The organism is Candidatus Ichthyocystis hellenicum, from assembly GCF_001460935.1.
GTDB lineage: Bacteria > Pseudomonadota > Gammaproteobacteria > Burkholderiales > 2013Ark19i > Ichthyocystis > Ichthyocystis hellenicum.
On sequence record NZ_LN906597.1, the window covers coordinates 808,392 to 833,239 of the forward strand.

The window sequence follows — 24,848 nt, forward strand, 5'->3', positions numbered from 1 at the left end:
GGTTCATGATGATTGTTGGTGTAGGCACTGATTTTATACCTGTTGAGCGTTTTCATAGGCTGTGGTTGCGTTATAGCGATAGATTTTGTCGCAAAATCCTTAATGATAAAGATTATCCTTGGGTTGATGAGTCTTCTCCTCACAGAGGTATTGCAAAGAGTTTTGCTGCTAAGGAGGCTTTGTCTAAGGCCTTGGGTGTTGGTCGTAGGTATCCATTGACTTGGAGTAATATTGCGGTTTTGCGAGACTCGTACGGTAAACCGTTTTTTGCTTTCGATGACCTTTTGCTGACCCACCTGTCAGTCTACAGAATTCATTTATCTCTGTCAGATGATGATGGCCATGTTTTGGCTTTTGTTATCGTTGAACTGTAGCATTGTTTTTGGTTCAGTTTCTTACCGATTTTAGGGAATTTGATTATGCAGTTGGTTTTGGGTCCGGTTATAGTAAGTTTTCACGGTACGGAGTTAAATGAAGAATCTAGGAAGCGCTTGAGTCACCCAGCGGTTGGTGGTGTCATACTTTTTTCTCGTAATTTTGAGGATATGGGTAAGTTACTGCTTTTGATAAAGGATATAAAGTCTATAAAATCACCAAGGTTGCTAGTGAGTGTTGATCACGAGGGTGGTCGTGTTCAGCGGTTCAGAAATGGTTGGACACTGGTTCCTTCTGCTCGAGATATTGGTGATCTGTACAATGCAAATCCAGAAGAAGCCCTATTGTTAGCTACTGACATAGGGGTTATAGTCGGCTATGAGCTAGCTATGGTGGGCATTGACCTTACCTATGCTCCTGTTCTAGACATAGACTATCACGCAAACGATGTAATAGGGGATCGTGCTTTTCATCGGGATCCTGCTGTTGTATCTTTCTTGGCTGAGTGTTTCATTGAGGGTGTTTCTGCATCAGGTGTTCGTTGTGTTGGCAAGCATTACCCAGCTCATGGGTATGTTCAGGGTGATAGTCATTTTATGCAGCTAGCCGATCATCGGGTATTGGAAATGCTTAAGGATGATTTGCGTCCGTATTATGATTTACGTTATAAATTGTCAGGAATAATGGCATGTTGGGTTTCATTTTCAAAGGTTGATCATTGGCCTGCCTGTTTGTCGTCTTTTTGGATAAATTATTTGCGACAGGACATAGGTTTTCGTCAGTGTGTTATAAGCGATGATTTGTCTATGCAGGGAGCTTCTGTTATTCCTGATCTGCACGAACGCCTTTATCGCGCTCTTGATGCAGGATGTGATATGGTGTGCTTGTGCGATGTGCTTGATAGTACTGTTAATATAGATGATCTTCTAGATTCTTTGGATGTTTTTCGTCTTCATGACTGCCAAAAGCACGTGGATGATTTGCGAGCCTCAGATGTAAATTTGGCTAATGTTGAGCCTCGTTATCGTGCTGCTAAGTTTCATTTGTCAGAATTTGTGGGTGCACGTTTATTGCCTAGTTTGTTGTGATTCCTTCTATAAATAATATCTTGTCGTCGCTTCCGTCTTCTCCAGGTGTATATCGTTTCTGGGATAAGACTGGGAACATCTTGTACGTTGGTAAGGCTCGACATCTGAGGAAAAGGGTATCGTCGTACTTTTTGCGTACACATAATAATCCAAGGATTAGTTGTCTCGTAGATAGAATAAGCGATATAGAGGTTACAGTTACTCCTTCCGAAAGAGAGGCACTATTACTCGAAATTAATCTCATTAAATCTTTGAGACCACCATTTAATATAGTTTTTCGTGATGATAAGACTTATCCATATTTGGTTTTCTCTAATCATGCATACCCACGGCTAATGAAATACAGAGGAAAATTTGCCCCATCCGCTGATGATTATTTTGGCCCATATCCTGATGCTGGTTCAGTTAACAGCAGTATTCAAATTTTGCAGAAAATTTTTCGGCTAAGGACTTGTGACGATAATGTTTTCAATAATCGCAAGCGACCATGTTTATTGCATCAAATAGGACATTGTTCGGCACCATGTGTACGAAATATCAGTGAATCTTCCTACGCTGATGATATTTCTAGTGCTCGTCTTTTCTTGTCAGGTAAGCGCAGTCGTATTTTGCTAGTGTTAGAGGAAGAGATGCAGCGTTGCTCTGATAAGTTGCTATTCGAGCGTGCTGCTCAAATTAGAGATCAGATTGTTGTTCTTCAAAAGATGATTGAGGTTCAGCACGTTGTGACCGATGATCATGCTGATTTTGACATAATTAACGGGTTATTCAGTAGCAATCATTCATTATTTGTTGTTAATGTTATTAATGTTCGTGACGGGCATTTGATAAATCATAGAAACTACTTGACACCAACTGAAAATTTTGTTTACCAGGATGCTAGAGAATTGATTATTCGTTTTGTCATAGAGTATTATCGCACTCTTGTTCCTCCTGAAACTGTTGTATTGCCGTCATTGAAAGATCTAGATTTTGTGGGGGATGTTTTGCTTGAATGTGGTTATAGTTGCCGTGTTACATTTCCAGAGAAGTCACATTTGGGTTTAGTGAGGTTATCTGAGGATAATCTTCGTAATGCTATTGATCATCATTCAACTCATTCTGAAATGCGGTATAGTCGTTGGCGTGCTGTGTCGAAGATGATGGATATACCTGAAGATCGGATGCGGGTTGAATGTTTCGATATTAGTCATACTAATGGTCAAAGTACTGTTGGTGCTTGTGTTGTCTGGAATAAATTGGATTTTGCTAAATCTGAATATCGACGTTATGAGATTCGTGATATAACTCCCGGTGATGATTTAGCTGCTATGTATCAGGCTATTAGTAAGCACTATAGTCATGTGCTTAAGGATGGTGTTCCACCAGATATGATTATTGTTGATGGTGGCTTGGAACAGATGAAGGCGGCTGAACGAGCTCTTTCGGAACTTCAGTTAGTTATTCCAGTAATTGCCATTTCTAAGGGGCGTTCACGCAAGGTTGGACTGGAAACTTTACATTTTTCAGATGGAAGACCGCCACTGAAGTTGTGTGTGTCAGACGAAATCCTTCTTTTTTTCGCGGAAATTCGTGACGAAGCTCACAGATATGCTATAGAAGGTCATCGTTCTCGTCGTTTAAAAAAGACATTTAACTCTGTTTTAGATGGAATTGATGGAATTGGTCCTAAGCGTCGCCAAATGTTGTTAAATCGTTTTGGTAGTATTCGTGCTATAGCTGATGTTAACCCAGAAACTCTAGCAACAGTTTCTGGTATAAGTCATGCATTAGCAATGAAAATATATGAAGCTTTGCGTACGATTCGGTGATATTTATGATGACACTTCCTAATTTTTTGACTTTTTTTAGAATCATTTTGGTGCCATTTTTTGTGATTTGCTACTGTTGTCATTGGGGTAGTGTGCACACTCGTGATATTACGGCAACTGTGATTTTTACAATTGCTGCTGTAACTGATGCTTTTGACGGTTACTTTGCTCGCATACTTAATCAGAGTTCTAGATTGGGATCATTTCTTGATCCGGTTGCCGATAAACTATTGGTTGTTTCTGCCTTGTGTGTGTTGCTACATTTAGGTCGGTTGCCGACATGGATTGTTATAGTGATTATAGGTCGAGAGATTACTGTGTCGGCATTGCGTGAATGGATGGCGATAGTTGGTCATAGTAAAAGTGTGACAGTTTGTTTGCTTGGGAAATTGAAAACAGTTTCCCAGCTGAGTGCCATTCCGTTAGCGCTAGCTAATTTGAAGTTTGCCTTTTTTGATACGTTGTTGTTGGGACAGATTTTGATGTTTGTAGCAGTTGTAATGACGTTAATATCGATGATAATTTACATGTGTGATGCGTGGCCATACTTAGTTAAGTAGTTGTAAAAAAATAATATTTTTTTCTTTTGCGATTTTTTTGTCTGATGGCTTGGAGTTCTTGCCATAATTTATTTTTACATCTTTTTATTTTTTTCTGGTTTCTGTCATTGACAGCGAAAGATCTGATCCCCATAATCTCGACTTGGTGTTAGTGATTCGGTTTAAGAGTTCTTTAAAAAACAGGTAGACAGCAGATAGTTGTGAGCGGGTAGAGGGAAGTGCGAAAGCACAAAGGAAGAAATTAAAGAAATAAAGTAAAGAGTTTGATCCTGGCTCAGATTGAACGCTGGCGGTGTTCTTTAAAAAACAGGTAGACAGCAGATAGTTGTGAGCGGGTAGAGGGAAGTGCGAAAGCACAAAGGAAGAAATTAAAGAAATAAAGTAAAGAGTTTGATCCTGGCTCAGATTGAACGCTGGCGGTATGCTTTACACATGCAAGTCGAACGGCAGCACGTTCTAGGCAACTAGGATGGTGGCGAGTGGCGGACGGGTGAGTAATACATCGGAACGTACCCAGTCGAGGGGGATAACCTAGCGAAAGTTAGGCTAATACCGCGTAAGCTCGAGAGAGGAAAGCAGGGGATCGTAAAAGACCTTGCGCGATAGGAGCGGCCGATGACCGATTAGCTAGTTGGTGGGGTAAAGGCCTACCAAGGCGACGATCGGTAGCTGGTCTGAGAGGATGATCAGCCACACTGGGAATGAGAGACGGCCCAGACTCCTACGGGAGGCAGCAGTGGGGAATTTTGGACAATGGGCGGAAGCCTGATCCAGCAATACCGCGTGGGTGAAGAAGGCCTTAGGGTTGTAAAGCCCTTTCAGCGGGGAAGAAAAGGTATGCGTGAATATCGCATATTGATGACGGTACCCGCAGAAGAAGCACCGGCAAACTACGTGCCAGCAGCCGCGGTAACACGTAGGGTGCGAGCGTTAATCGGAATTATTGGGCGTAAAGAGTGCGCAGGCGGATAGGTAAGTCAGGTGTGAAATTCCCGGGCTCAACTTGGGGACAGCACTTGAAACTACGTATCTAGAGTGGGGCAGAGGGAGGTGGAATTCCACGTGTAGCAGTGAAATGCGTAGAGATGTGGAGGAACATCGATGGCGAAGGCAGCCTCCTGGGCCATCACTGACGCTCATGTACGAAAGCGTGGGTAGCAAACAGGATTAGATACCCTGGTAGTCCACGCCCTAAACGATGTCGACTAGTTGTTGGGGAAGTAGTTTCTCAGTAACGCAGCTAACGCGAGAAGTCGACCGCCTGGGGAGTACGATCGCAAGATTAAAACTCAAAGGAATTGACGGGGACCCGCACAAGCGGTGGATGATGTGGATTAATTCGATGCAACGCGAAGAACCTTACCTACCCTTGACATGTGCGGAACGTGAGAGAGATTTCACGGTGCCTGAAAGGGAACCGCAACACAGGTGCTGCATGGCTGTCGTCAGCTCGTGTCGTGAGATGTTGGGTTAAGTCCCGCAACGAGCGCAACCCTTGTCATCATTTGCTACGAAAGGGCACTCTGGTGAGACTGCCGGTGACAAACCGGAGGAAGGTGGGGACGACGTCAAGTCATCATGGCCCTTATGGGTAGGGCTTCACACGTCATACAATGGTCGGTACAGAGGGTAGCCAACCCGCGAGGGGGAGCCAATCCCAGAAAGCCGATCGTAGTCCGGATTGCAGTCTGCAACTCGACTGCATGAAGTCGGAATCGCTAGTAATCGTGGATCAGAATGCCGCGGTGAATACGTTCCCGGGTCTTGTACACACCGCCCGTCACACCATGGGAGTGGGATTAACCAGAAGCAGGTAGCCTAACCGCGAGGAGGGCGTTTGCCACGGTGAGTTTCATGACTGGGGTGAAGTCGTAACAAGGTAGCCGTATCGGAAGGTGCGGCTGGATCACCTCCTTTCTAGAGAAAACACCCTTTACTCCGTTCACAACTATAAGTTGTCTATCTTTGACTGTATCTGATGGTGTTGAGGATGATTTTAGGGTCTATAGCTCAGCTGGTCAGAGCACACGCTTGATAAGCGTGGGGTCGTTGGTTCAAGTCCAACTAGACCCACCACATGTTTTTCCTCGCTTCAGCGGTATACGAGGTTTTGTGGTTTTCTGGTACGGTTGTGGTGATGATTTTTTTGAAGCAAGTGGAGTAAAGAGATCTGTAAAAAAGAGGAAGAGAAGTAGGTAGAAAAGCAAGGATAATTAAAAAAACAAAGAGGAAAAAAAGCAAAGCACAGAGAGATACTAAAGCTATAGGATCAAGAGGAATAAGTGCACGAGGTGGATGCCTTGGCGATCACAGGCGAAGAAGGACGTGGAAGGCTGCGAAAAGCCCTGACAAGCTGTCAACGAGCGTTAAAGTCAGGGATGTCCGAATGGGGGAACCCGGCGTGCGAAGAGTGCGTCACCGTATGCTGAATAAAATAGGCATAAGGAGCGAACCTGGGGAACTGAAACATCTAAGTACCCGGAGGAAAAGAAATCAACCGAGATTCCCTTAGTAGTGGCGAGCGAAAGGGGAGGAGCCTGTACGAGTTAGCGCGATCGAGAGTAGAACTATCTGGGAAGGTAGACGGAACAGGGTGAAAGTCCCGTATACGGAAGCGATTGAGTGGGACTAAGCGTACGAAAAGTAGGGCGGGGCACGAGGAACCCTGTCTGAAGAAGGGGGGACCATCCTCCAAGGCTAAATACTAGTGATCGACCGATAGAGGACAAGTACCGTGAGGGAAAGGTGAAAAGAACCCCGGGAGGGGAGTGAAATAGAATCTGAAACGGCGTGCATACATAACAGTGGGAGCCGCAAGGTGACTGCGTACCTTTTGTATAATGGGTCAGCGAGTTACATTTACTGGCAAGCTTAACCGAATAGGGGAGGCGAAGCGAAAGCGAGTTTTAATAGAGCGAATAGTCTGTAGATGTAGACCCGAAACCGGATGATCTATGCATGACCAGGGTGAAGGTTGGGTAAAACCAACTGGAGGCCCGAACCCACTACTGTTGCAAAAGTAGGGGATGAGTTGTGGATAGGGGTGAAAGGCCAAACAAATCCGGAGATAGCTGGTTCTCCCCGAAAACTATTGAGGTAGTGCCTTGTAAAGTGATTACCTGGGGTAGAGCACTGTAATGGTTGTGGGGGTCATTGCGACTTACTTCGCCATAGCAAACTCCGAATACAGGTAATTTGATTACAGGAGACAGTCCTAGGGTGCTAACGTTCTAGGACAAGAGGGAAACAACCCAGACCGCCAGCTAAGGTCCCAAAGTAAGGTTAAGTGTGAAACGAAGTGGGAAGGCGAAGACAGCCAGGAGGTTGGCTTAGAAGCAGCCATCCTTTGAAGAAAGCGTAATAGCTCACTGGTCGAGTCGTCCTGCGCGGAAGATGTAAGGGGGCTCAAACCGTACACCGAAGCTGCGGGTGTGTAAGAGAGATTTTACACGCGGTAGGGGAGCGTTCTGTAGGCTGAAGAAGGTGTGTCGAGAGGCATGCTGGAGGTATCAGAAGTGCGAATGCTGACATGAGTAGCGATAAAGGGGGTGAGAAGCCTCCTCGCCGAAAACCCAAGGTTTCCTGCGCAACGTTAATCGACGCAGGGTGAGTCGGTCCCTAAGGCGAGGCTGAGAAGCGTAGTCGATGGGAAACGGGTTAATATTCCCGTACCGGAGTTAACTGTGAAGTGGGGACGGAGAAAGCTAGGCCATCCGGGTGTTGGAAGTCCCGGTTTAAGCAAGAAGGCTAACTGGTCAGGGAAAACCGGCCGGAGGTGCTGAGATGTGAATACGAGCTACTGAGAGGTAGTGAAGTGGTTGATGCTATGCTTCCAGGAAAAGCCACTAAACGTAGGTTAATTTCGACCGTACCGCAAACCGACACAGGTGGGTGGGAAGAGAATTCTAAGGCGCTTGAGAGAACTCAGGAGAAGGAACTAGGCAAAATGACACCGTAACTTCGGGAGAAGGTGTACCTCAATAAGGTGAAGGTTGAACAACTGGAGCCGTAAGAGGTTGAAAAAACCAGGTGGCTGCGACTGTTTAATAAAAACATAGCACTCTGCAAACACGAAAGTGGAAGTATAGGGTGTGACGCCTGCCCGGTGCCGGAAGGTTAAATGAGGAGGTGAGAGCTTCTGATTGAAGCCCCGGTAAACGGCGGCCGTAACTATAACGGTCCTAAGGTAGCGAAATTCCTTGTCGGGTAAGTTCCGACCTGCACGAATGGCGTAACGATGGCCGCACTGTCTCCTTCTGAGACTCAGCGAAATTGAAATGGTTGTGAAGATGCAATCTACCTGCGGCTAGACGGAAAGACCCCATGAACCTTTACTGTAGCTTTGTACTGGGCTTTGATCAGATCTGTGTAGGATAGGTGGGAGGCGAAGAAGGGATCACGCTAGTGATTCTGGAGCCGACGTTGAAATACCACTCTGATGTGTTTGAGGTTCTAACCTAGGTCACGAGACGTGGCTGGGGACAGTGCATGGTGGGCAGTTTGACTGGGGCGGTCTCCTCCTAAAGGGTAACGGAGGAGTGCGAAGGTACGCTTGGCACGGTCGGAAATCGTGCCTAAAGTGCAAGGGCGGAAGCGTGCTTAACTGCGAGACGTACATGTCGAGCAGATGCGAAAGCAGGTCCTAGTGATCCGGTGGTACTGAATGGAAGGGCCATCGCTCAACGGATAAAAGGTACTCTGGGGATAACAGGCTAATTCCGCCCAAGAGTTCATATCGACGGCGGAGTTTGGCACCTCGATGTCGGCTCATCACATCCTGGGGCTGAAGCAGGTCCCAAGGGTATGGCTGTTCGCCATTTAAAGTGGTACGTGAGCTGGGTTTAAAACGTCGTGAGACAGTTTGGTCCCTATCTGCCGTAGGCGAAGGAAGTTTGAGAGGAGCTGCTCCTAGTACGAGAGGACCGGAGTGGACGTACCGCTGGTGCGCCGGTTGTATCGCCAGATGCATAGCCGGGTAGCTAAGTACGGAAGGGATAACCGCTGAAAGCATCTAAGCGGGAAGCCTGCCTCAAGATTAGACATCCCAGGGAGAGAAACCCTCTGAAGGGTCGTTTTAGACTAAGACGTTGATAGGCTGGGTGTGTAAGCGCAGTAATGCGTTGAGCTAACCAGTACTAATTGCCCGTGAGACTTGATCCTATAGAATTAGTGTCTAGCTCTGTGTGAATCTACTTCTCTTTTTTGATCTCTTTTTGATTTTTATAGTCTCGTGGCCATAGCTCGGTGGAACCACCCCTTCCCATCCCGAACAGGACCGTGAAATGCCGACGCGCCGATGATAGTTACTTAACTGTAGCGAAAGTAGGTTGCTGCGAGACTTTTGATATACTTTATGGGGGCCGTGTGGCCCCTTTTTTTTACCCTTCCCATCCCGAACAGGACCGTGAAATGCCGACGCGCCGATGATAGTTACTTAACTGTAGCGAAAGTAGGTTGCTGCGAGACTTTTGATATACTTTATGGGGGCCGTGTGGCCCCTTTTTTTTAGGGCCTCCGTAGCTCAGTGGATAGAGCGACTTCCTCCTAAGAAGTAGGTCGCACGTTCGATTCGTGTCGGAGGCGTTTTTTTATTAAGGCTTGTTAACCTTGTTGGTTAATATCTGCTCAAATTGACAGACTATTTGACTTGCTCCGCATAAAGCTGAAACCTTTGCTTTCTTACAGGATTCTGAGACCTTAATTTCACGAGAAAGGATGCGTTTTTTTGATGCTTGAGACGAAGAAGATCCTGCGTGAGCGCAACAGTTAGTGTTGTTTGCAGCAACTTCAACAGAGAAACGACCAATTTTGCTTGTAACTGCTGAGTGTTGCCTAGAATTACCGATTATGGATCGGACAATCTGAATCATGTTCATATAATCGCTGGGTTCGCTGATGATTACTTATATACTATCCCCTATCAGGTCAAAAACTCAATGACATGATTACATAGACTAGGGATATATTAGACATCAGTTAACACAATTTAGTTTTTTATGGGTACCATTCCAATAGCCATATTTCTTCCTATATGGAGGGAATGTCCTAGTAACTTGCTGCTTCCTTTATTAACAATTTTTTCGTGTGCTTTCCTATGGACCTTTTTTCTTTTTTGCAATTAGATGATTTTCCTACCGAACTATTGAGCTTGATTAGTCATATTGTTGATGTGAGTATAGATGTTTCTCAAGTACTTTCAACCGGGGTTAATCCTTGTAACAATGAGGTTGGTGAGCTTAATGTCCATGGTGATGTTAAAAAATCAATGGATATGTACGCCCATGAGCGCTTTTTTGAAATTATTCCTAAGTGTCCTTACCTTCTGGGTATTGCTTCTGAGGAAAGTGTACATCCAATATTTCAATCATCTCCAACCATAGAGTCTAAATACCTTTTAGCTGTGGATCCACTAGATGGATCATCTAACTTAGACATGAATATTTCAGTCGGAACCATTTTCTCTATATTTGTTAATGATAGTCATGAAAAGCTTTCGGATGAAGTTTTTTTAAAAACAGGATCATCGCAACTTGTGTCCGGATATTTTATCTATGGACCGATGACTCAGCTTGTTTTAACTTGGGGTAAGGGAACTCATATATTTACATTGGATAAGTCTCATCGTGTTTATCGTCTGTATAAGAGATCTATTACCATTCCAGCTATGACTAGTGAATTCTCAATCAATTTATCAAACCTGCGTTTTTGGTCTCCACCAGTACAAAAATATGTTACCTCCTGTTTGGAAGGTGAAGTGGGTCCTCGTCAACGTAATTTTAATATGCGTTGGGTGGCTTCAATGGTAGCAGATGTTCATAGATTGCTTATGCGTGGTGGAGTGTTTCTTTATCCTTCAGACTCGCGAGAAAAGACTAAGCATGGCCGCTTGAGATTGCTATATGAGGTTAATCCAATATCATGGATTGTGGAGCAGGCCGGTGGATTAACAACTGATGGTTATGTTTCTTCATTGCTTGATGTTGTGCCGCACTCCCTTCATCAGCGCGTGAGTACCATTTTAGGGTCTTTGGAGGAAGTTTTGTATATTAAATCTATATTTAATGAGTAAATAATATGTATTTCGATCGATTGGCTAATGCGGTTCGGATTCTTTCTGTTGATGCAATTGAAAAATCTAATTCAGGTCATCCTGGTATGCCTATGGGAATGGCAGATATAGCTTGTGTTTTATGGCACTCTTATCTTCGTCATGATCCTAAAGATCCTCTATGGCCTGATCGTGATCGTTTTGTGTTGTCTAATGGTCATGGGTCAATGCTACTATACGCACTCCTCCATTTGTCAGGTTACGACCTCTCTATTGATGATTTGAAATCATTTCGTCAGTTTCACTCCCTGACACCAGGTCACCCAGAGTTTGATCATACACCAGGTGTTGAAACAACAACCGGACCTCTTGGTCAAGGATTTGCCAACGCCGTTGGTATGGCTTTGGCTGAGTTTTTGTTGGCTAAAGAGTTTAATTCCCCTGAATTTAGCATTATTAATCATAGAACATATGTTTTTTTGGGTGATGGTTGCTTGATGGAGGGAGTATCCCATGAAGCAGCTTCTTTGGCCGGTATTTTCGGTTTGAATAAGCTTGTTGCTTTTTGGGATGATAATGGTATTTCTATCGATGGTTCTGTTGATGGATGGTTTATCGAGGATGTTGTAAAACGTTTCGAATCATACGGATGGTTAGTGATTTCAGGTGTTGATGGACATAACTATGAAGATATAGACAAGGCCATCTGTAAAGCACTTCAAGAGCAACATAAGCCTGTTTTGATTTGTTGTCGTACAAAAATAGGTACAGGTAGTCCTAATAAATCAGGGTCAGCAAATGTTCATGGATCACCACTTGGAAAAGATGAGGTTGAGCAGGTTCGTTTACAGTTGTCCTGGCCGTATGAGCCCTTTTTTATCCCAGAAGATATATATAAAGAATGGGATGCAACAGAAAAAGGGTCTAATTACAATTCATCCTGGAAGGAAATTTTTTCAAAGTACCAAGACGTATATCCTGAAAAAATGAAAGAATTGTCTCGACGTTTGCAGGGAGCACTTCCTGATTCGTTTTCAGATTGGGTTGATTCTTTTTTTGCCACCGCTCAGAAAGATGAAAAACAACTCTCAACTCGCAAGGCTAGTAATCTTTTTATTAATGGATGGGTTCATCGCTTGCCAGAAATGATAGGCGGTTCAGCTGATTTAACTCCTTCTAATTTGACAAATTGGTCTGAATCAAAACCAGTGCAGTATCAAACCCCTGGGCGCTATATTCACTACGGAGTGCGAGAGTTTGGTATGGTGGCCATTATGAGTGGCATTTCATTACATGGGGGATACTTGCCATTCGGAGGAACATTCTTAACTTTCTCAGATTATGCAAGAAATGCTATTCGTATGGCGGCTATGATGAACCTTAGGTGTATTTATGTATTTACACATGATTCGATAGGTTTGGGGGAAGATGGTCCCACGCACCAACCGATAGAACATATTGAGTCATTAAGGTTGATTCCAAACATGATGGTGTGGAGACCTTGTGATTATTCAGAAACAGTTGCGGCATGGGCATTTGCTCTTTCCAATCATGGTCCTACTGCTCTTATACTTAGTCGTCAGAATACTCCACCTGTAGCGATGAATTCTTCATATCCTAATTTATGTTGCGGTGCGTACATTTTGTCAGAAGGATCTAAAAAACCAGATGTTATACTTATTGCTACAGGTACGGAGGTGCCTATAGTTTTAGAAGCGCAATCTATTTTGGCAACTCGTCAGATTGTGGCACGAGTTGTTTCTATGCCATCGACAACGGTTTTTGACAGGCAAACAAAGAGTTATCGTGATTTTGTTTTGACACCAGGAATTCCTTGTGTTTCATTGGAGGCAGGAGTGACTCGTGGTTGGTACCGGTATTTTAGTGGCCCTGGGCTTGCGATAGGTATCGATCACTTTGGTGCCTCTGCTCCGTGTCAGATTTTATATGAGGTTTTTGGTTTGACTGCGTTGAGAGTTGCTGATGATGCTTGTGATTTGCTTGATTCAATAGAGAAAAGATTTTGAAAGAGATGAGTTATGAGTAAAATACGAGTTGCTATTAACGGATACGGTCGTATAGGTAGAAATGTATTAAAATCACATTTCGAATACCTTAAGTATCCAGATATTGAAATAGTTGCTGTTAACGATCCATCAGTGCCGTTAGCAGCGGATATATTGACACGGTATGATTCAGTTCATGGAAAGTTTAACAAAGAAGTTTACTGGGCCAGAGATTCAGTTCTTAATGTGGACGGACGAGATATTCAATTTTTTTCTAATCGTGATCCGCTGTTATTGCCTTGGGGAGACTGGGATATAGATGTAGTATTCGAATGTACTGGTCATTTTACTTCCTATGAATTAGCTTCTAAGCATCTTCAATCAGGGGCAAAGAAGGTGTTAATTTCCGCTCCTGCAGGGAAGGATGTAGATGCTACTGTGGTGTTTGGTGTAAATCACAATGTTATCAGGTCTGATCATACTGTTATTTCGTGCGCATCTTGTACAACTAATTGCCTTGCTGCAATGGTTTTTCCAATTAATCAGCAATTTGGTATTAAGTCAGGATTAATGACAACCATACATTCTTATACTAACGACCAGCTTTTGAATGATGGCTCTCACAAAGATTTTCGTCGTGCTCGTGCCGCTGTTATGTCAATGATTCCTACTAAAACAGGTGCTGCCGTTTCAGTAGGGTTAGTTATCCCTGAATTAGATGGAAAGCTAGATGGATGTTCTGTGCGGGTTCCTACCCCAAATGTGTCATTGGTAGATTTAACCTTCGTGTCAGAAGAATATTTGACGGAAGGAAAGATATTTGACTGCATTAAGCAAGCAGCAGATAGCTCTATGTCTTCCGTGTTGAGCTACATTAGTGAGCCCTTGGTGTCAATAGATTTTGTACATGACACATCGTCGTGTATATTCGATTCTGGTCTGACCAAGATAGTTTCTGGAAACTGCGCTAAAATTTTCGGTTGGTATGATAATGAATGGGGATTTTGTAACCGAATGTTGGATACTACCCACTATTGGCTTACGCTATAGCTTAAGCCACGTGCTTACATGCTTGTTGTCTTGGTCGCTGATCTCTATCTTGCGACTTCCAAACTTAGCTGGAGATGGCAACCAGGTAATCGTTCCAGTCCTTAGTAATCCCTGCCTGACAAAATGTACCGTTGATTTTTGCCCTACCTTTACACGAGATGTGATTTCGGAAAATGATTGTTTCGTACACTCCAGTTCATCTATTGCAATGATTTTGTCGCCACTACTAATGCCAGCTGTTATTGCGCTGCTGTTATCAATGACCATGTCTACTATTAGATTTTGGTCTGAAGTAAAGGTTGTTCCCCAGTAAGGTATGGTTTCTTCAGTTTGATCTGCTTGGTATTTGATTCCCATCCTATTGAAAATAGTCTCCCATTCTGCATAGTTATGGTGGTGAATAAGGTTACTAACTACGGAATAGACGTCAATTCCAGTGATATTGTGGATAAAGCTATACCAACTGTTTTCTGATATTTTACAACAGTTGTCAGCGTGATGGTGATTCCACAACTCCCTTAGTACATTGTCCAAACTGTAACGACCGTTCGATTCCAAGATTAAAAAACAGTCGGTATACAGTGCAATTAACTCTCCCTTATCATAATAGCTAACTTGGGAATTAAGCCTGTTTTCTGTTGGACGATAATACTTTGTCCATGCATCAAAGCTTGATTCAGATGCTGTCTGTTGATTGTATCCCTCATAAGATTCAACTGATTGAATCTTATTTGCTATGGATTGAAGATAATGCTTAATAGGCAATAATCCTGATCTAACTAATACTAAATCTCCATAGTATGATGTCAGTCCCTCAAATAACCACAATAGAGAGGTGTATTGCTCTCTATCTAAGTCATATGTCATAAATTCTTTGGGTTTGAAAAATTTTATCCACCACGTGTGGAAGTGTTCGTGGCTACACAATGATAAAAAGTCAATGTAGCTACTACTATCTGATCTATCAACAAGAGTGTTTTGTAAGCTTCTATGGGGGCAAATTAAAGATGTACTTCGACGGTGTTCTAGTCCCCCCATTAGCTTGTCTGAGGCAATTACTAGAAATTGATACTGGTTAACTATCTTTGGTAACGAACCAAAGATATCTTTTTGGGTCGTAATTATTTTGGATAGATCCCTAATTAATGGTTCCGGGTTTATCCGTGTAGTGGGGGTAATAGACATGTGATAGATTTTTTCATCTACTTCCCAAGAGAATCTGCTTAGATTTCCCATTAACATGGGGTGATCAATAAGTTCATCATAATTATCTGCAATCCACGTGTTTTCTTCTTGGTGAGCAGTCATGGCTGTTGCACATTCCCAGTTATCGTTGTGTTTTTTCCATCTAACGATATGAGTACAATTTTCTTGCCGCAATACCCGGACAAAAGCAGCTGGTCCAGATATGTGCGCAAATTGTTCTTCTAATATGCACGTACGAACCGACCAATCCCAAGCATAAATAGTGTATGAAAATACTATTTTATCTTTTGGACAGCAGCTAACGTACCAACTGTTCTTATTTACAAATCGTAATGTTTTCTCTTCACCATTGACTGTTACATGTTTGTTAACAATATGTCTAGAATAGTCTCTTATCATGTATGAACCGGGAGCCCATACAGGAAGACTGAAAGCAGCAATTTTCTCGACAGCATTGCATGTTACTGAAATGCAGATATAATTTTTCTTAGCTTCTGAAAACGAAACTGTGTATTCAACCATTATGAGATCTCATCTAGCCATGCCATTTGTATAACCTCCAAAATTTTTTCGTTGCAATCTCTACCTTCAGGATCAAAGCCATCTAATTCTAAAACCATTTTCCTAAGCCTGGTAAAACTTAGGCTTAGTGGATCAATATCAGGGTAATGTTTGTGTAAAGAAATGGCTATGTCTTCAATATCTGTCCAATTCATAATATATTAGTCCTTGTTCTCCTTAGCATGGTTGATAGTATACCTAGGAATTTCAACAATAATGTTCTTATCGCTTATCATTGCTTGACATGATAAGCGTGAATCCATATCAGTTCCCCAAGCCCTATCCAATAGGTCATCTTCAATTTCACTCGGTGGATTAAGGCTATTTATTCCCTCCCGAACCCATACATGGCAAGTTGTGCATGCGCAGCATTTTTCGCAAGCATGTTCTATTTCTATGTTATTTTTTAACAAAGCGTCACATATCGATATGCCAGGATCAATTTCAAAACACTCGCCTTCCGGGCAAAGATCCTCATGAGGTAATATAATTACTCGCGGCATTGTCTATCCTTGTTCGTATCCATGTTTGTGCTTATGTTTCCTTGGCTATAATGTTCAGTTGTTCAACTTCTTTGGATAATGTGTTTATGTCTATTTCTTCTAAGTCATTTGTATCCAGATAGTTCTTTAATAAATTGCTTTGTGCAGTAATGCGATCAACCAGATCTTTATTTTTTTCAGTTTTGCTTATGTTTTGCAGGAATCTATCAACGGATTGAATCAAGATTTGTGCTTCCATTTTTTTTTCAATCTTGTGTTTGATAATAATATCTTTTTCAATTATCTCAGATGAGATCTTATCTTCACCTGCAGATTCCAGCTCATTAGTCCAGACAGTTTCAAGATGTTCTACATGATCAGAATCTATTGACTCAGCAGTAACTGACAATAATCCATCAACATCGATTTGAAAGATTACCCTTATACGTATAGATCCAGCAATTTTAGGAGGTAACCCATTCAAATTAAATGAACCTATCGTGTGACAGTCTTCTGCACGATTACGTTCACCTTGCAGAACCTTTAAGGTAAATCCCGTCTGGCCATCCTTAAAGGTAGTAAAAATTTCTTCTTTAGTTGTTGGTAAGGGAGTATGTTTGGGTACAATTACCTCCATAAGTCCACCCATGACTTCAATCCCGAGAGAAAGAGGTGTGATGTCTAAAAGAAGAGATTTTTTAGTTTCAGAAGATGCTAGTTGATGAGCCTGTGAAGCAGCTCCTATGGCAACTACGCAGTTAGGATTAACGTCATTCAAAGGATTTTTCCCAAATAAGTTCTTGAGCTCTTTGTAAACAGCCGGCATCATAGTTGCGCCGCCAACTAGTACGATCCCATCTAGATCATCGTATGGTACTCCACTTTGGCGTACCACCGTATTTGATATTGAAATTGTTTTTTGAAGAAGATGGTTAGTAGCTTCCTCGAACTGTTGTCTGCTTATTTTGCCAATTATATTATCTCCAGATGGTGTTAGTAGGGTATATTCTGATTGTGTTTCTGAGGATAACTTTTCCTTTATGGATCGAACCGCTAGACGATAATGAATCCATTCTTTTTGATCTATTTGCTTATGATTACGACACAGAATGTCGAATAAGGTGCGATCAAAATTGTCGCCACCCAAGGTGGGGTTTCCTCCTGTGGCTATGACCTCGAATATATTGTCAGAAAGATGGAGGAGTGATACGTCAAATGTTCCTCCGCCTAGATCATAGATCATAAAGTAGCCATTTTTCTTTTTTTCTAAACCATATGCTATGGCTGCTGCAGTTGGTTCATTAATTAGCCTTAGTACTGGCAATCCAGCGTGATGAGCTGCCAAACGAGTTGCTTGCCTTTGAGTGTTATTAAAGTGAGCTGGTACCGTTATTACAGCTCCCCGTACAGGTTTGTTTAGATGAAACTCGGCTTTTTTCTTTAGTGTTAGAAGAATGTCAGCTGCTATGTCAATGGCCGATTTCTTGCCCGCAGAGGTATTGAACGAAGCGTAAGCTCCAAATTGCTCTTCATTGTAAATAGATTTAATTTCTTGCTTTTGGTCACTACTTAACGGTCCAGTATAGCGTTTGGTTGAGAGAAAAACTCTTTTTTCCGGGTCAGAGATAAATTTTAATGCTTCATGGCCTACAAATGTTTCTTGATCTGTATAACAAACGGCAGAAGGGAGAAGAAGGTTTTTTGCATCGCTGGCGATTACATAAACTCCCCCTGAAGTGCTATAGGTAGCAACTAAAGAATTAGTGGTTCCAAGGTCTATTCCTACGACAGCATACCCGTCAGGGTATGCTAACGAGTCTTCAGGTTCGCTGATTGATATGAGTGATGTCATTTTCTAAGGTCTTTGGGGTAGCATATTGAGATTCTAACTTATTGGGTTTACTGATCAAGTAATTCCGATAACCTTTTTTGAGTCTTGAATAAGAACGACCATTTCATGAAGTTATGGCGTGCGTTTTGCCAATTTTTTGATTTTATGTCTTCGAACAGTGATCTACGAAGATCAAGCTCTTCTTGGTCAATTTCCCTAGATACTTCTTGTTGCTGAGCAACATCACCATGAAATATTTTTTCTTGCTGTTCTATGTGTTTTTCCAAGAAATCAACAGGCACTTGGAGCTCATCTGCTGCAGATGGTAAGGCATCATTTATTGATAATATGTAGTGTACTCTCAAAAAAGGGTCACTAATAACACGATAAGCTTCATTTATATGCGAAGAATACTCTCCCCTTTTATCATCAGAACAAGCACTGTCAGGATGGTGTTCTAGCTGTAGATTATGCCATGCTTTACGTAGATCCTTTATATCAATTTCCGGAGATTCCGGTACCCCAAAAAGCTCAAAGTAATTTTCATCGTTAGACATTGAAGGACTCACCACACCCACAGTAGGATTTGGCATTGGGATTATTAAATTTAAAGCCTTCGTTCAAACCCTCACGAACAAAGTCAATTTCACTCCCATTCAGGTAGTAAATGCTCTTTGCCTGAACAAATATAGCGACATTTCCTATCATCACCTCAGTATCGTCATCACGTTTTTGATCTACATACTCGATCTTGTAAGCATACCCGGAGCAACCCGTTTCCTTAACCCCAAAACGAACACCTATGCCACGACCACGCTTCTCCATGGAGGCCCGAATGTGATTCAAAGCACGATCGGTTAACGATATATCAACCAAATTAGACATAACTAGTCATTTACCACTTTGCTTGACTGCTTGGAGCTATTTTTTTCCTCATAGTTAGCAACAGCCGCACGAATGGCGGCCTCCGCCAGAATGGAACAGTGAATCTTGACTGGCGGCAGGGATAGCTCTTCAGCAATTGACAAATTCTTTATTTTTAATGCTTCGCTTACTGTCTTACCTTTTATCATTTCTGTTACTAATGAAGACGATGCTATGGCAGAACCACAACCAAAGGTTAGGAATTTAGCATCTTCAATGACGTCTCCTGTGCCAACCTTGATTTGCAGCTTCATAACATCACCACAGGATGGAGCACCTACTATTCCGGTCCCCACATCTTTAGTATTTTTGTCAAACGATCCAACATTACGCGGATTTTCATAGTGATCAACGACTTTACTGGAGTACGGCATTTATATATACCTCCATATACTCAAAAACACCTCGTAACACATTCTCCAAGCGTCAACGAAGGGTGACAAATAACCAGTGTTCCTAAAATAACACTAATGAGACGAATCCCAGTCAATAGAGTTAATATCAATACCATTTTTGTACATTTCCCACAACGGGGAGATTGACCTTAGGCGCTCAACAGTTTTTTCTATAGCCGATATAGTATAGTCAACTTCTTCTTCCGTTGTGAAACGACCCGTGGTTATACGTATCGATGAATGTGCTAAATCATCTCCTACTCCTAAAGCCCGCAAAACATAAGAAGGCTCCAAAGAAGATGAGGTACAGGCGGATCCAGATGATACCGCAATGTTTTTTATCCCCATCATGAGCGACTCCCCCTCTACGTAGCCGAAGCTTGCGTTTACGTTGTGGGGGATCCTTTTATCGAGGTCACCATTAATAAATACTCCCTCCATGTTCAAGAAGGCAGTAATCATCTTTTTTTGAAATTTTTGGAGACGCTCTCTTTCATTGGGTGATTCCTGAACTGCTATGCTTGCAGCTTCTCCTATTCCAACTATTTGTGAGACCGGCAAAGTTCCAGATCTCAAACCACGTTCATGGCCACCGCCGTGCATTTGAGGTACTAGACGTACCCTGGGTTCGCGTCGAACATAGAGAACACCAATTCCCTTGGGGCCATAAATTTTGTGTCCAGAAAATGACATGAGGTCAACTTGTAGCTCAGCAAGATTGATCGGAACCCTACCTAATGCTTGCACGGCATCGACATGAAAAATTATGTTGCGCTCTCTACAAATTTTTCCTATTTCAGCAATATCCTGGATAACCCCTATCTCATTGTTTACCATCATGATTGAAACAAGAGAGGTATCTGGCCTAATAGAGCTTTTGAATAGCTCAAGATCAATGACTCCATTTTTCTCTGGTTTTATATACGTTGCCTTAAATCCACCTTTTTCTAGGGCCCGTACGCTATCTAGAACCGCTTTATGTTCAGTTTGGCAAGTTAGAATATGATCTCCACGGCGTTTATAAAATTCTGCCGCCCCTTTTATTGCTAAGTTATTGGACTCGGTAGCCCCGGATGTCCATATGATTTCACGATGGTCTGCACCGATAGACTTAGCAAATTGCTCACGAGCTTCTTCCACAGCAGACTCAGCTACCCACCCATACGAGTGAGATTTACTAGCAGCGTTTCCAAACTTCTCAGTTAGGAATGGCAACATCTTCTCTACAACCCTAGGGTCAATAGGGGTAGTAGCAGAGTAATCCATGTAAATTGGTAACTTCATTGCGGCCCAACTTCCACTATGCGTAATAAGACGGAGCCTATGTTACCCCAAAAAGGTCAAATTCCCAATACTAAATAGTTCTACTAATTAACAAACCAACGTTACCTGTACAGAGGATACTTCGTTTTAGAGGGTTAGGGCACGGGATGCTTAACGTATGTACCTCTGAAACTTGATACCGTTTCTCTGTGCGAAGTGTACCGCTACCCTGTAGCAAATAATTTCTTTGCTACAGGATAGAGTGTTAGGTTGTTACATACTGCTTGATGCCATTTCGATATATCAAAACATTAACGTGTCTACACGGATCATCAGTTGCACTTTCGCTAACTCCTTTTTGTTTTTCAACCAGATCTCGTAATGTTACAGATCTAAGATAATCCAAAATGATATTGTTGAGATTATTCCATAGATCTTGTGTTAGACACTTTTTCTTTTCGGTTAAATTTTCAAAAGATTCTGCCATTGTTGAACCTATAGGTTCATCTACTGCAGTTACTATGTCAGCAACAGTAATCTTATCCATTTGCCGTGCGATTCTGTACCCACCTCCAGGTCCTCGTATGCTCTCAACTAATCCATGTTTGCGCAGCTTTCCGAATAGTTGCTCGAGGTAGGATAAAGATATTCTTTGTCGCTCGCTGATGCCTGCTAGTGTGACTGGACGATCTAATTCTCTCAACGCCAAATCAATCATTGCGGTAACTGCAAAGCGTCCTTTAGTTGTTAATCTCATGTGTCTTAGTCCTTCAATAAAGCGCCAAGACACGCAGCGGAGGGGAGTAGTTACACTTTATTCGTTAGTAATAATTTAGTCAAATAATACTTATACTAAAAGGAGGTTTTTTAAAAAAATATTATTTTATTTTTTAATATGTCATTGATATAAAATGTATTTTTTTTATTAAAAAAAATAATTAACAATGAAAAAAGAATGGTTTTTTATGATTTATTTAACATCCCAAAAAAGGGATTATTGCTTTTAGTATTCAAATACTTACTAAAAAACACAAAAACAACAATTAACCACTTTATACATGAGGTTTTATTAATACCATACCAGATGATATGGAATATATTTTTATCGATATTAATCAAGGACTAATGATTTTTTATAGCGTAATTTATATCAATAATAATTACGAAGGGAAAAGGGTTTTTTAAGTAAAATTTAACCTAAAATAGCTAAAAACACTTTTTTATTACTAAATAAGTTTTTTGAACTAAATCCATTCAAGCAAAATTGGTATTACTATTTTTTCCTGCTTTATTAATTTTAAGATTGATGTATTTTTTTATATTTGTCATTAAAGTAATTACAAAATTAATGTTATTTCATTTCTTACTCTTAGGATAATCAATGTTGGTAAAGTGGATATTGTGCTTTTATTAATATTTTTGTACTAGGAAAAAAGGCTTCTAATTCTTTATCTGAAATAAAAAATTAGAAACCTTACTATTTGTAATGGAAATACAATTAATTTTTATCTGCTAAATCCATCCAGATACAAATGTTATTTTCTTTTTTCATGTTTTTTAGATAGTCTTGATGTTTAAGCTGATCTTCAGGTGATGTTCTTATTAATATTGATTGTCTATTTTTTGAAATTTCACCTTTACTGTTATTGGTAATAGGTGAATGAAGGTCAAAATTTTCCTGACCGCGTGTCATGATTAAATAAACTTGGGCTAATAATTCTGCGTCAATTAGTGCTCCGTGTTTCTTACTGCGTATGCTGTTATCAATTTGGTAGCGCTCGGCTAGTGCATCAAGTGAGTTGCGTTTTCCTGGGTATAGACTGCGTGAAATTGTTAGCGTGTCAATTATGCGCCTGCAGTGGTAAGTTAGCGTTTCTTTATGTTGGCGAATTAATATATCGTTTAAGAATCCTACGTCGAAGGGAGCATTGTGAATTACTAAATCTGACTCCATGATGAAATTAATGAAATCATCAATTATGTCTTCTTCCAGAGGTTTATCTTTTAAAAATTCTAAGGTTATTCCGTGGACGGCTTGTGCTCCTGGGTCTATTTCACGCTTGGGGTTCAAGTAAGAGTGAAAATGTTTTCCAGTTAATTGACGGTTAATAATTTCTACGCCGGCAATTTCAATAATTCTGTGCTGGCGGTGATCTATGCCAGTTGTTTCTGTGTCCAGTACAATAATACGTTGAGACATAGTTTCTATTCCTGTTTTGTTATCCGATCTGATGCTGCTGTTCTTGCTAAATAATCAGCACGTTCATTCAGCTTGTTGCCATTGTGAGCCTTTACCCAATTCCATTCAATTGTCAATTTTTGGTTGAGAATATCGAGTTTCTCCCATAAATTTTTGTTTTTGACATCTTTACGGTTAGACGTGCGCCAGCCATTTTTTTTCCATTGAGTAATCCATTTCGTAATACCAAGTTGCATATACTGAGAATCACTGAATAGCAAAATTTTTTGCGGATAGTAATCTATCGCCTTTTCTAAACCTTCAATGGCAGCAGAGAGCTCCATTTGGTTATTGGTTGTTTGTTCTACAAATCCAAAATACTCAGTTGTTTTTTGTTTATTTACTACTACTATAGCTGCCCAACCGCCAACGCCTGGATTTCCCAAGCATGATCCATCCGTGTAGATTTCAATACATTCAATATGCATATAGTTTTTTCTTTCCAGGTATGATTAGTAGAGGATAATCAATCTTTAATTTTACGTCGGCAAACAGTTGTTAACATGCGGTCAGGGTTTCTGTCGTTTCGCCATCTATTTTTCATAATTAATGTCATTCCAGAAACTTCTTTTATGGCACAAACTATGTATACAGATCCAGCTAAGGGCCACCAACGATTTCCCATTCGTTCCAAGAATTCCAATCTCTCATGTAATCCTCTATTTCCGGTTAATGGTCTGTAACATCCAAAAGAACCCCGTATGATGTGTAGCCCAAACAGGTTCATCCAATCTTTGATTCGGCTAAGAGGTATTCCTAGATCGGTATTGCCACTAATTACTTGATGTATCCCCCAGAAACTCCAAGGATTGAAAACCGTCAGAACTATTGATCCCCCAGGACGCAATGTTCTATGAACCTCCTGTAATATGAATTTAGGTTGAGGTGAAGACTCTAGAATGTGTGGTAATACTACTAAATCAACTGAGTCGGATAGTATGGGTATGCTGTCAAACTGTGCTAAAACTGATGGGGTACCGGTATTGTCCAGGGTAATTTTGTTGATGATACGGCTTTCTTGCAGTAAGCGTGTGTTTTGGCTGGTTCCAATTTGTAATGCTATGTCTCCGAAAATATTACTAACGATCTTGTCTATTTCCGATTGCTCCCACTCTTGTAGCGCTTTTCTACCGAGTGGTTCGCTATTTATTGTGTTTTTTGTATCCTGAGCCATAGGAGTTTCAATCGATGATTGATAATTATTATGTTACAGCTATTTCCGCATTAGGTGATAATTATATATGGACGCTGTATAGTAGTTACTGTGCACTAGTTATTGATCCAGGGGACTCTTTACCTGTAATTGATTTTCTGGAAAAGAAAAAGTTGCATCTCGCGGCTATTTTACTAACTCATCATCATTTTGATCATGTTGGCGGAGTGCCAGAGCTTGTGGAGAGGTATAGTGCCCCTGTATATTGTCCGGCTGATAGTCGTTTTCCCGGCTCTTATGAGCGAGTAGGGGACAGTTTGAGAATACACTACGATGGAGGAATGGATATTTTCCTAAGGGTGATGTTTCTTCCCGGGCATACTAGGTCCCATGTTGCCTACTATTCGTCTCCGTTTTTGTTTTGTGGGGATGTTTTGTTTTCTGGTGGTTGTGGTCGTGTGTTCGAGGGTACTCATCAGCAGATGTTTTCTTCCCTAGATTGTTTGGCAAAATTGCCGGACGAAACGATGGTGTTTTGTGCTCACGAGTATACTCAAAATAACCTTCGTTTTGCCAAAGTTGTGGAACCCAATAATCATCACTTGATTTATAGGATAAAGGAAGTTGATAGTTTGCTTAAATCAGGACAGCCCTCAGTACCATCCAGAATTTTGGATGAAAAATTGACAAATCCTTTTTTGCGATGCAACCTGAATTCTGTGCGTGAGTTTTGTCAACGTATAAGTAGTAATGACTGTGCTACACCTCTTGAGGTTTTTTCTACTCTTAGAGCCTATAAGGATCAGTTTTAGTAGTGACTTTACGGTATATTTATTTTTAAGCCGTTGGTGATAGC

At 41.5% G+C, this 24,848-nt stretch carries 22 protein-coding genes, 2 tRNA genes and 3 rRNA genes; 14 read left to right on the forward strand and 13 right to left on the reverse strand.

The annotated features are described in order from the left end of the window. The first annotated feature begins 5 nt into the window (after positions 1-5). The 10 genes from acpS (at position 6) to Arg41_RS03805 (ending at position 9,417) form a co-directional block, all read left to right on the forward strand. Positions 6-374 (forward strand): holo-ACP synthase, encoded by a 369-nt coding sequence (acpS, locus tag Arg41_RS03765; RefSeq protein ID WP_092342977.1) that lies wholly within the window; start codon positions 6-8, stop codon positions 372-374. A gap of 45 nt (positions 375-419) precedes the next feature. Further along, positions 420-1,463, forward strand: a complete 1,044-nt coding sequence (nagZ, locus tag Arg41_RS03770) for a beta-N-acetylhexosaminidase (RefSeq protein ID WP_092342976.1) — start codon at positions 420-422, stop codon at positions 1,461-1,463. Beyond that, on the forward strand, positions 1,460-3,274 hold the full coding sequence (gene uvrC / locus Arg41_RS03775) for an excinuclease ABC subunit UvrC (protein ID WP_092342975.1): 1,815 nt from the start codon (positions 1,460-1,462) through the stop codon (positions 3,272-3,274). The genes nagZ and uvrC overlap by 4 nt, the downstream gene beginning before the upstream one ends. A gap of 5 nt (positions 3,275-3,279) precedes the next feature. Next, positions 3,280-3,834, forward strand: a complete 555-nt coding sequence (pgsA, locus tag Arg41_RS03780; RefSeq protein ID WP_092342974.1) for a CDP-diacylglycerol--glycerol-3-phosphate 3-phosphatidyltransferase — start codon at positions 3,280-3,282, stop codon at positions 3,832-3,834. A 378-nt stretch (positions 3,835-4,212) separates the two neighbouring features. Beyond that, positions 4,213-5,751: ribosomal RNA gene (locus Arg41_RS03785) — 16S ribosomal RNA — on the forward strand. Positions 5,752-5,833: 82 nt separating this feature from the next. Beyond that, positions 5,834-5,910, forward strand: a tRNA-Ile gene (locus Arg41_RS03790). Next, positions 5,875-6,033 carry a hypothetical protein gene (locus tag Arg41_RS07890; RefSeq protein WP_157722243.1) on the forward strand — a complete coding sequence of 53 codons (159 nt, stop codon included), beginning with the start codon at positions 5,875-5,877 and terminating at the stop codon, positions 6,031-6,033. Before Arg41_RS03790 ends, Arg41_RS07890 begins: the two co-directional genes overlap by 36 nt. A gap of 68 nt (positions 6,034-6,101) precedes the next feature. Continuing rightward, positions 6,102-8,994: ribosomal RNA gene (locus Arg41_RS03795) — 23S ribosomal RNA — on the forward strand. Between the two features lie 66 nt (positions 8,995-9,060). After that, positions 9,061-9,173: ribosomal RNA gene (gene rrf / locus Arg41_RS03800) — 5S ribosomal RNA — on the forward strand. Together the 16S, 23S and 5S rRNA genes with 2 tRNA genes alongside form the textbook arrangement of a ribosomal RNA operon. 171 nt (positions 9,174-9,344) lie before the next feature. Beyond that, a tRNA-Arg gene (locus Arg41_RS03805) sits at positions 9,345-9,417 on the forward strand. Positions 9,418-9,425: 8 nt separating this feature from the next. Here the strand turns inward: Arg41_RS03805 and Arg41_RS03810 are convergent. Continuing rightward, the gene (locus tag Arg41_RS03810; RefSeq protein ID WP_092490488.1) at positions 9,426-9,710 is read right to left on the reverse strand and encodes a hypothetical protein; all 285 of its coding nucleotides are present in this window, start codon (positions 9,708-9,710) and stop codon (positions 9,426-9,428) included. 218 nt (positions 9,711-9,928) lie between these two features. On the opposite strand from Arg41_RS03810, the gene Arg41_RS03815 reads away from it, so the two are divergent. The 3 genes from Arg41_RS03815 to gap are packed head-to-tail and all read left to right on the forward strand — an operon-like array spanning position 9,929 to position 13,938. Then, positions 9,929-10,903, forward strand: coding sequence for a class 1 fructose-bisphosphatase (locus Arg41_RS03815; RefSeq protein WP_092343397.1), 975 nt, complete (start codon positions 9,929-9,931; stop codon positions 10,901-10,903). Positions 10,904-10,908: 5 nt separating this feature from the next. Beyond that, positions 10,909-12,909, forward strand: a complete 2,001-nt coding sequence (gene tkt, locus Arg41_RS03820) for a transketolase (protein ID WP_092490489.1) — start codon at positions 10,909-10,911, stop codon at positions 12,907-12,909. A 12-nt stretch (positions 12,910-12,921) separates the two neighbouring features. Beyond that, entirely contained in the window at positions 12,922-13,938 is a 1,017-nt protein-coding gene (gene gap / locus Arg41_RS03825; RefSeq protein WP_092343399.1) for a type I glyceraldehyde-3-phosphate dehydrogenase, read from the forward strand. Here gap and Arg41_RS03830 read toward each other — a convergent pair. The 12 genes from Arg41_RS03830 to Arg41_RS03885 form a co-directional block, all read right to left on the reverse strand. After that, positions 13,933-15,666, reverse strand: a complete 1,734-nt coding sequence (locus Arg41_RS03830) for a M61 family metallopeptidase (RefSeq protein ID WP_092343400.1) — start codon at positions 15,664-15,666, stop codon at positions 13,933-13,935. The genes gap and Arg41_RS03830 overlap by 6 nt on opposite strands. Then, positions 15,666-15,860, reverse strand: a complete 195-nt coding sequence (iscX, locus tag Arg41_RS03835) for a Fe-S cluster assembly protein IscX (protein ID WP_092343401.1) — start codon at positions 15,858-15,860, stop codon at positions 15,666-15,668. Before iscX ends, Arg41_RS03830 begins: the two co-directional genes overlap by 1 nt. Positions 15,861-15,866: 6 nt before the next feature. Beyond that, complete coding sequence (fdx, locus tag Arg41_RS03840) at positions 15,867-16,208, reverse strand: ISC system 2Fe-2S type ferredoxin (RefSeq protein ID WP_092343402.1); 342 nt, start codon at positions 16,206-16,208, stop codon at positions 15,867-15,869. Positions 16,209-16,239: 31 nt separating this feature from the next. Beyond that, a complete protein-coding gene (locus tag Arg41_RS03845; protein ID WP_092490490.1) occupies positions 16,240-18,039 on the reverse strand; it encodes an Hsp70 family protein in 1,800 nt (599 codons plus the stop codon). Positions 18,040-18,086: 47 nt separating this feature from the next. Continuing rightward, positions 18,087-18,575, reverse strand: a complete 489-nt coding sequence (gene hscB / locus Arg41_RS03850) for a Fe-S protein assembly co-chaperone HscB (RefSeq protein ID WP_157722263.1) — start codon at positions 18,573-18,575, stop codon at positions 18,087-18,089. Next, a complete protein-coding gene (locus Arg41_RS03855; protein ID WP_092343405.1) occupies positions 18,568-18,903 on the reverse strand; it encodes a HesB/IscA family protein in 336 nt (111 codons plus the stop codon). Before Arg41_RS03855 ends, hscB begins: the two co-directional genes overlap by 8 nt. 2 nt (positions 18,904-18,905) lie before the next feature. Next, complete coding sequence (gene iscU, locus Arg41_RS03860; RefSeq protein WP_092343406.1) at positions 18,906-19,316, reverse strand: Fe-S cluster assembly scaffold IscU; 411 nt, start codon at positions 19,314-19,316, stop codon at positions 18,906-18,908. Positions 19,317-19,409: 93 nt separating this feature from the next. Continuing rightward, positions 19,410-20,621, reverse strand: a complete 1,212-nt coding sequence (locus Arg41_RS03865) for an IscS subfamily cysteine desulfurase (RefSeq protein WP_092343407.1) — start codon at positions 20,619-20,621, stop codon at positions 19,410-19,412. Positions 20,622-20,865: 244 nt separating this feature from the next. After that, on the reverse strand, positions 20,866-21,357 hold the full coding sequence (locus Arg41_RS03870) for an Rrf2 family transcriptional regulator (protein WP_092343408.1): 492 nt from the start codon (positions 21,355-21,357) through the stop codon (positions 20,866-20,868). Between the two features lie 741 nt (positions 21,358-22,098). After that, positions 22,099-22,800, reverse strand: a complete 702-nt coding sequence (dnaQ, locus tag Arg41_RS03875; RefSeq protein ID WP_092343217.1) for a DNA polymerase III subunit epsilon — start codon at positions 22,798-22,800, stop codon at positions 22,099-22,101. Between the two features lie 5 nt (positions 22,801-22,805). Continuing rightward, a complete protein-coding gene (rnhA, locus tag Arg41_RS03880) occupies positions 22,806-23,267 on the reverse strand; it encodes a ribonuclease HI (RefSeq protein WP_092343218.1) in 462 nt (153 codons plus the stop codon). 38 nt (positions 23,268-23,305) lie between these two features. Further along, a complete protein-coding gene (locus Arg41_RS03885) occupies positions 23,306-24,013 on the reverse strand; it encodes a class I SAM-dependent methyltransferase (RefSeq protein ID WP_092343219.1) in 708 nt (235 codons plus the stop codon). Between the two features lie 14 nt (positions 24,014-24,027). Between Arg41_RS03885 and gloB the strand changes: the two genes are divergently transcribed. Further along, a complete protein-coding gene (gene gloB, locus Arg41_RS03890) occupies positions 24,028-24,804 on the forward strand; it encodes a hydroxyacylglutathione hydrolase (protein WP_092343220.1) in 777 nt (258 codons plus the stop codon). The last annotated feature ends 44 nt before the right edge of the window (positions 24,805-24,848 follow it).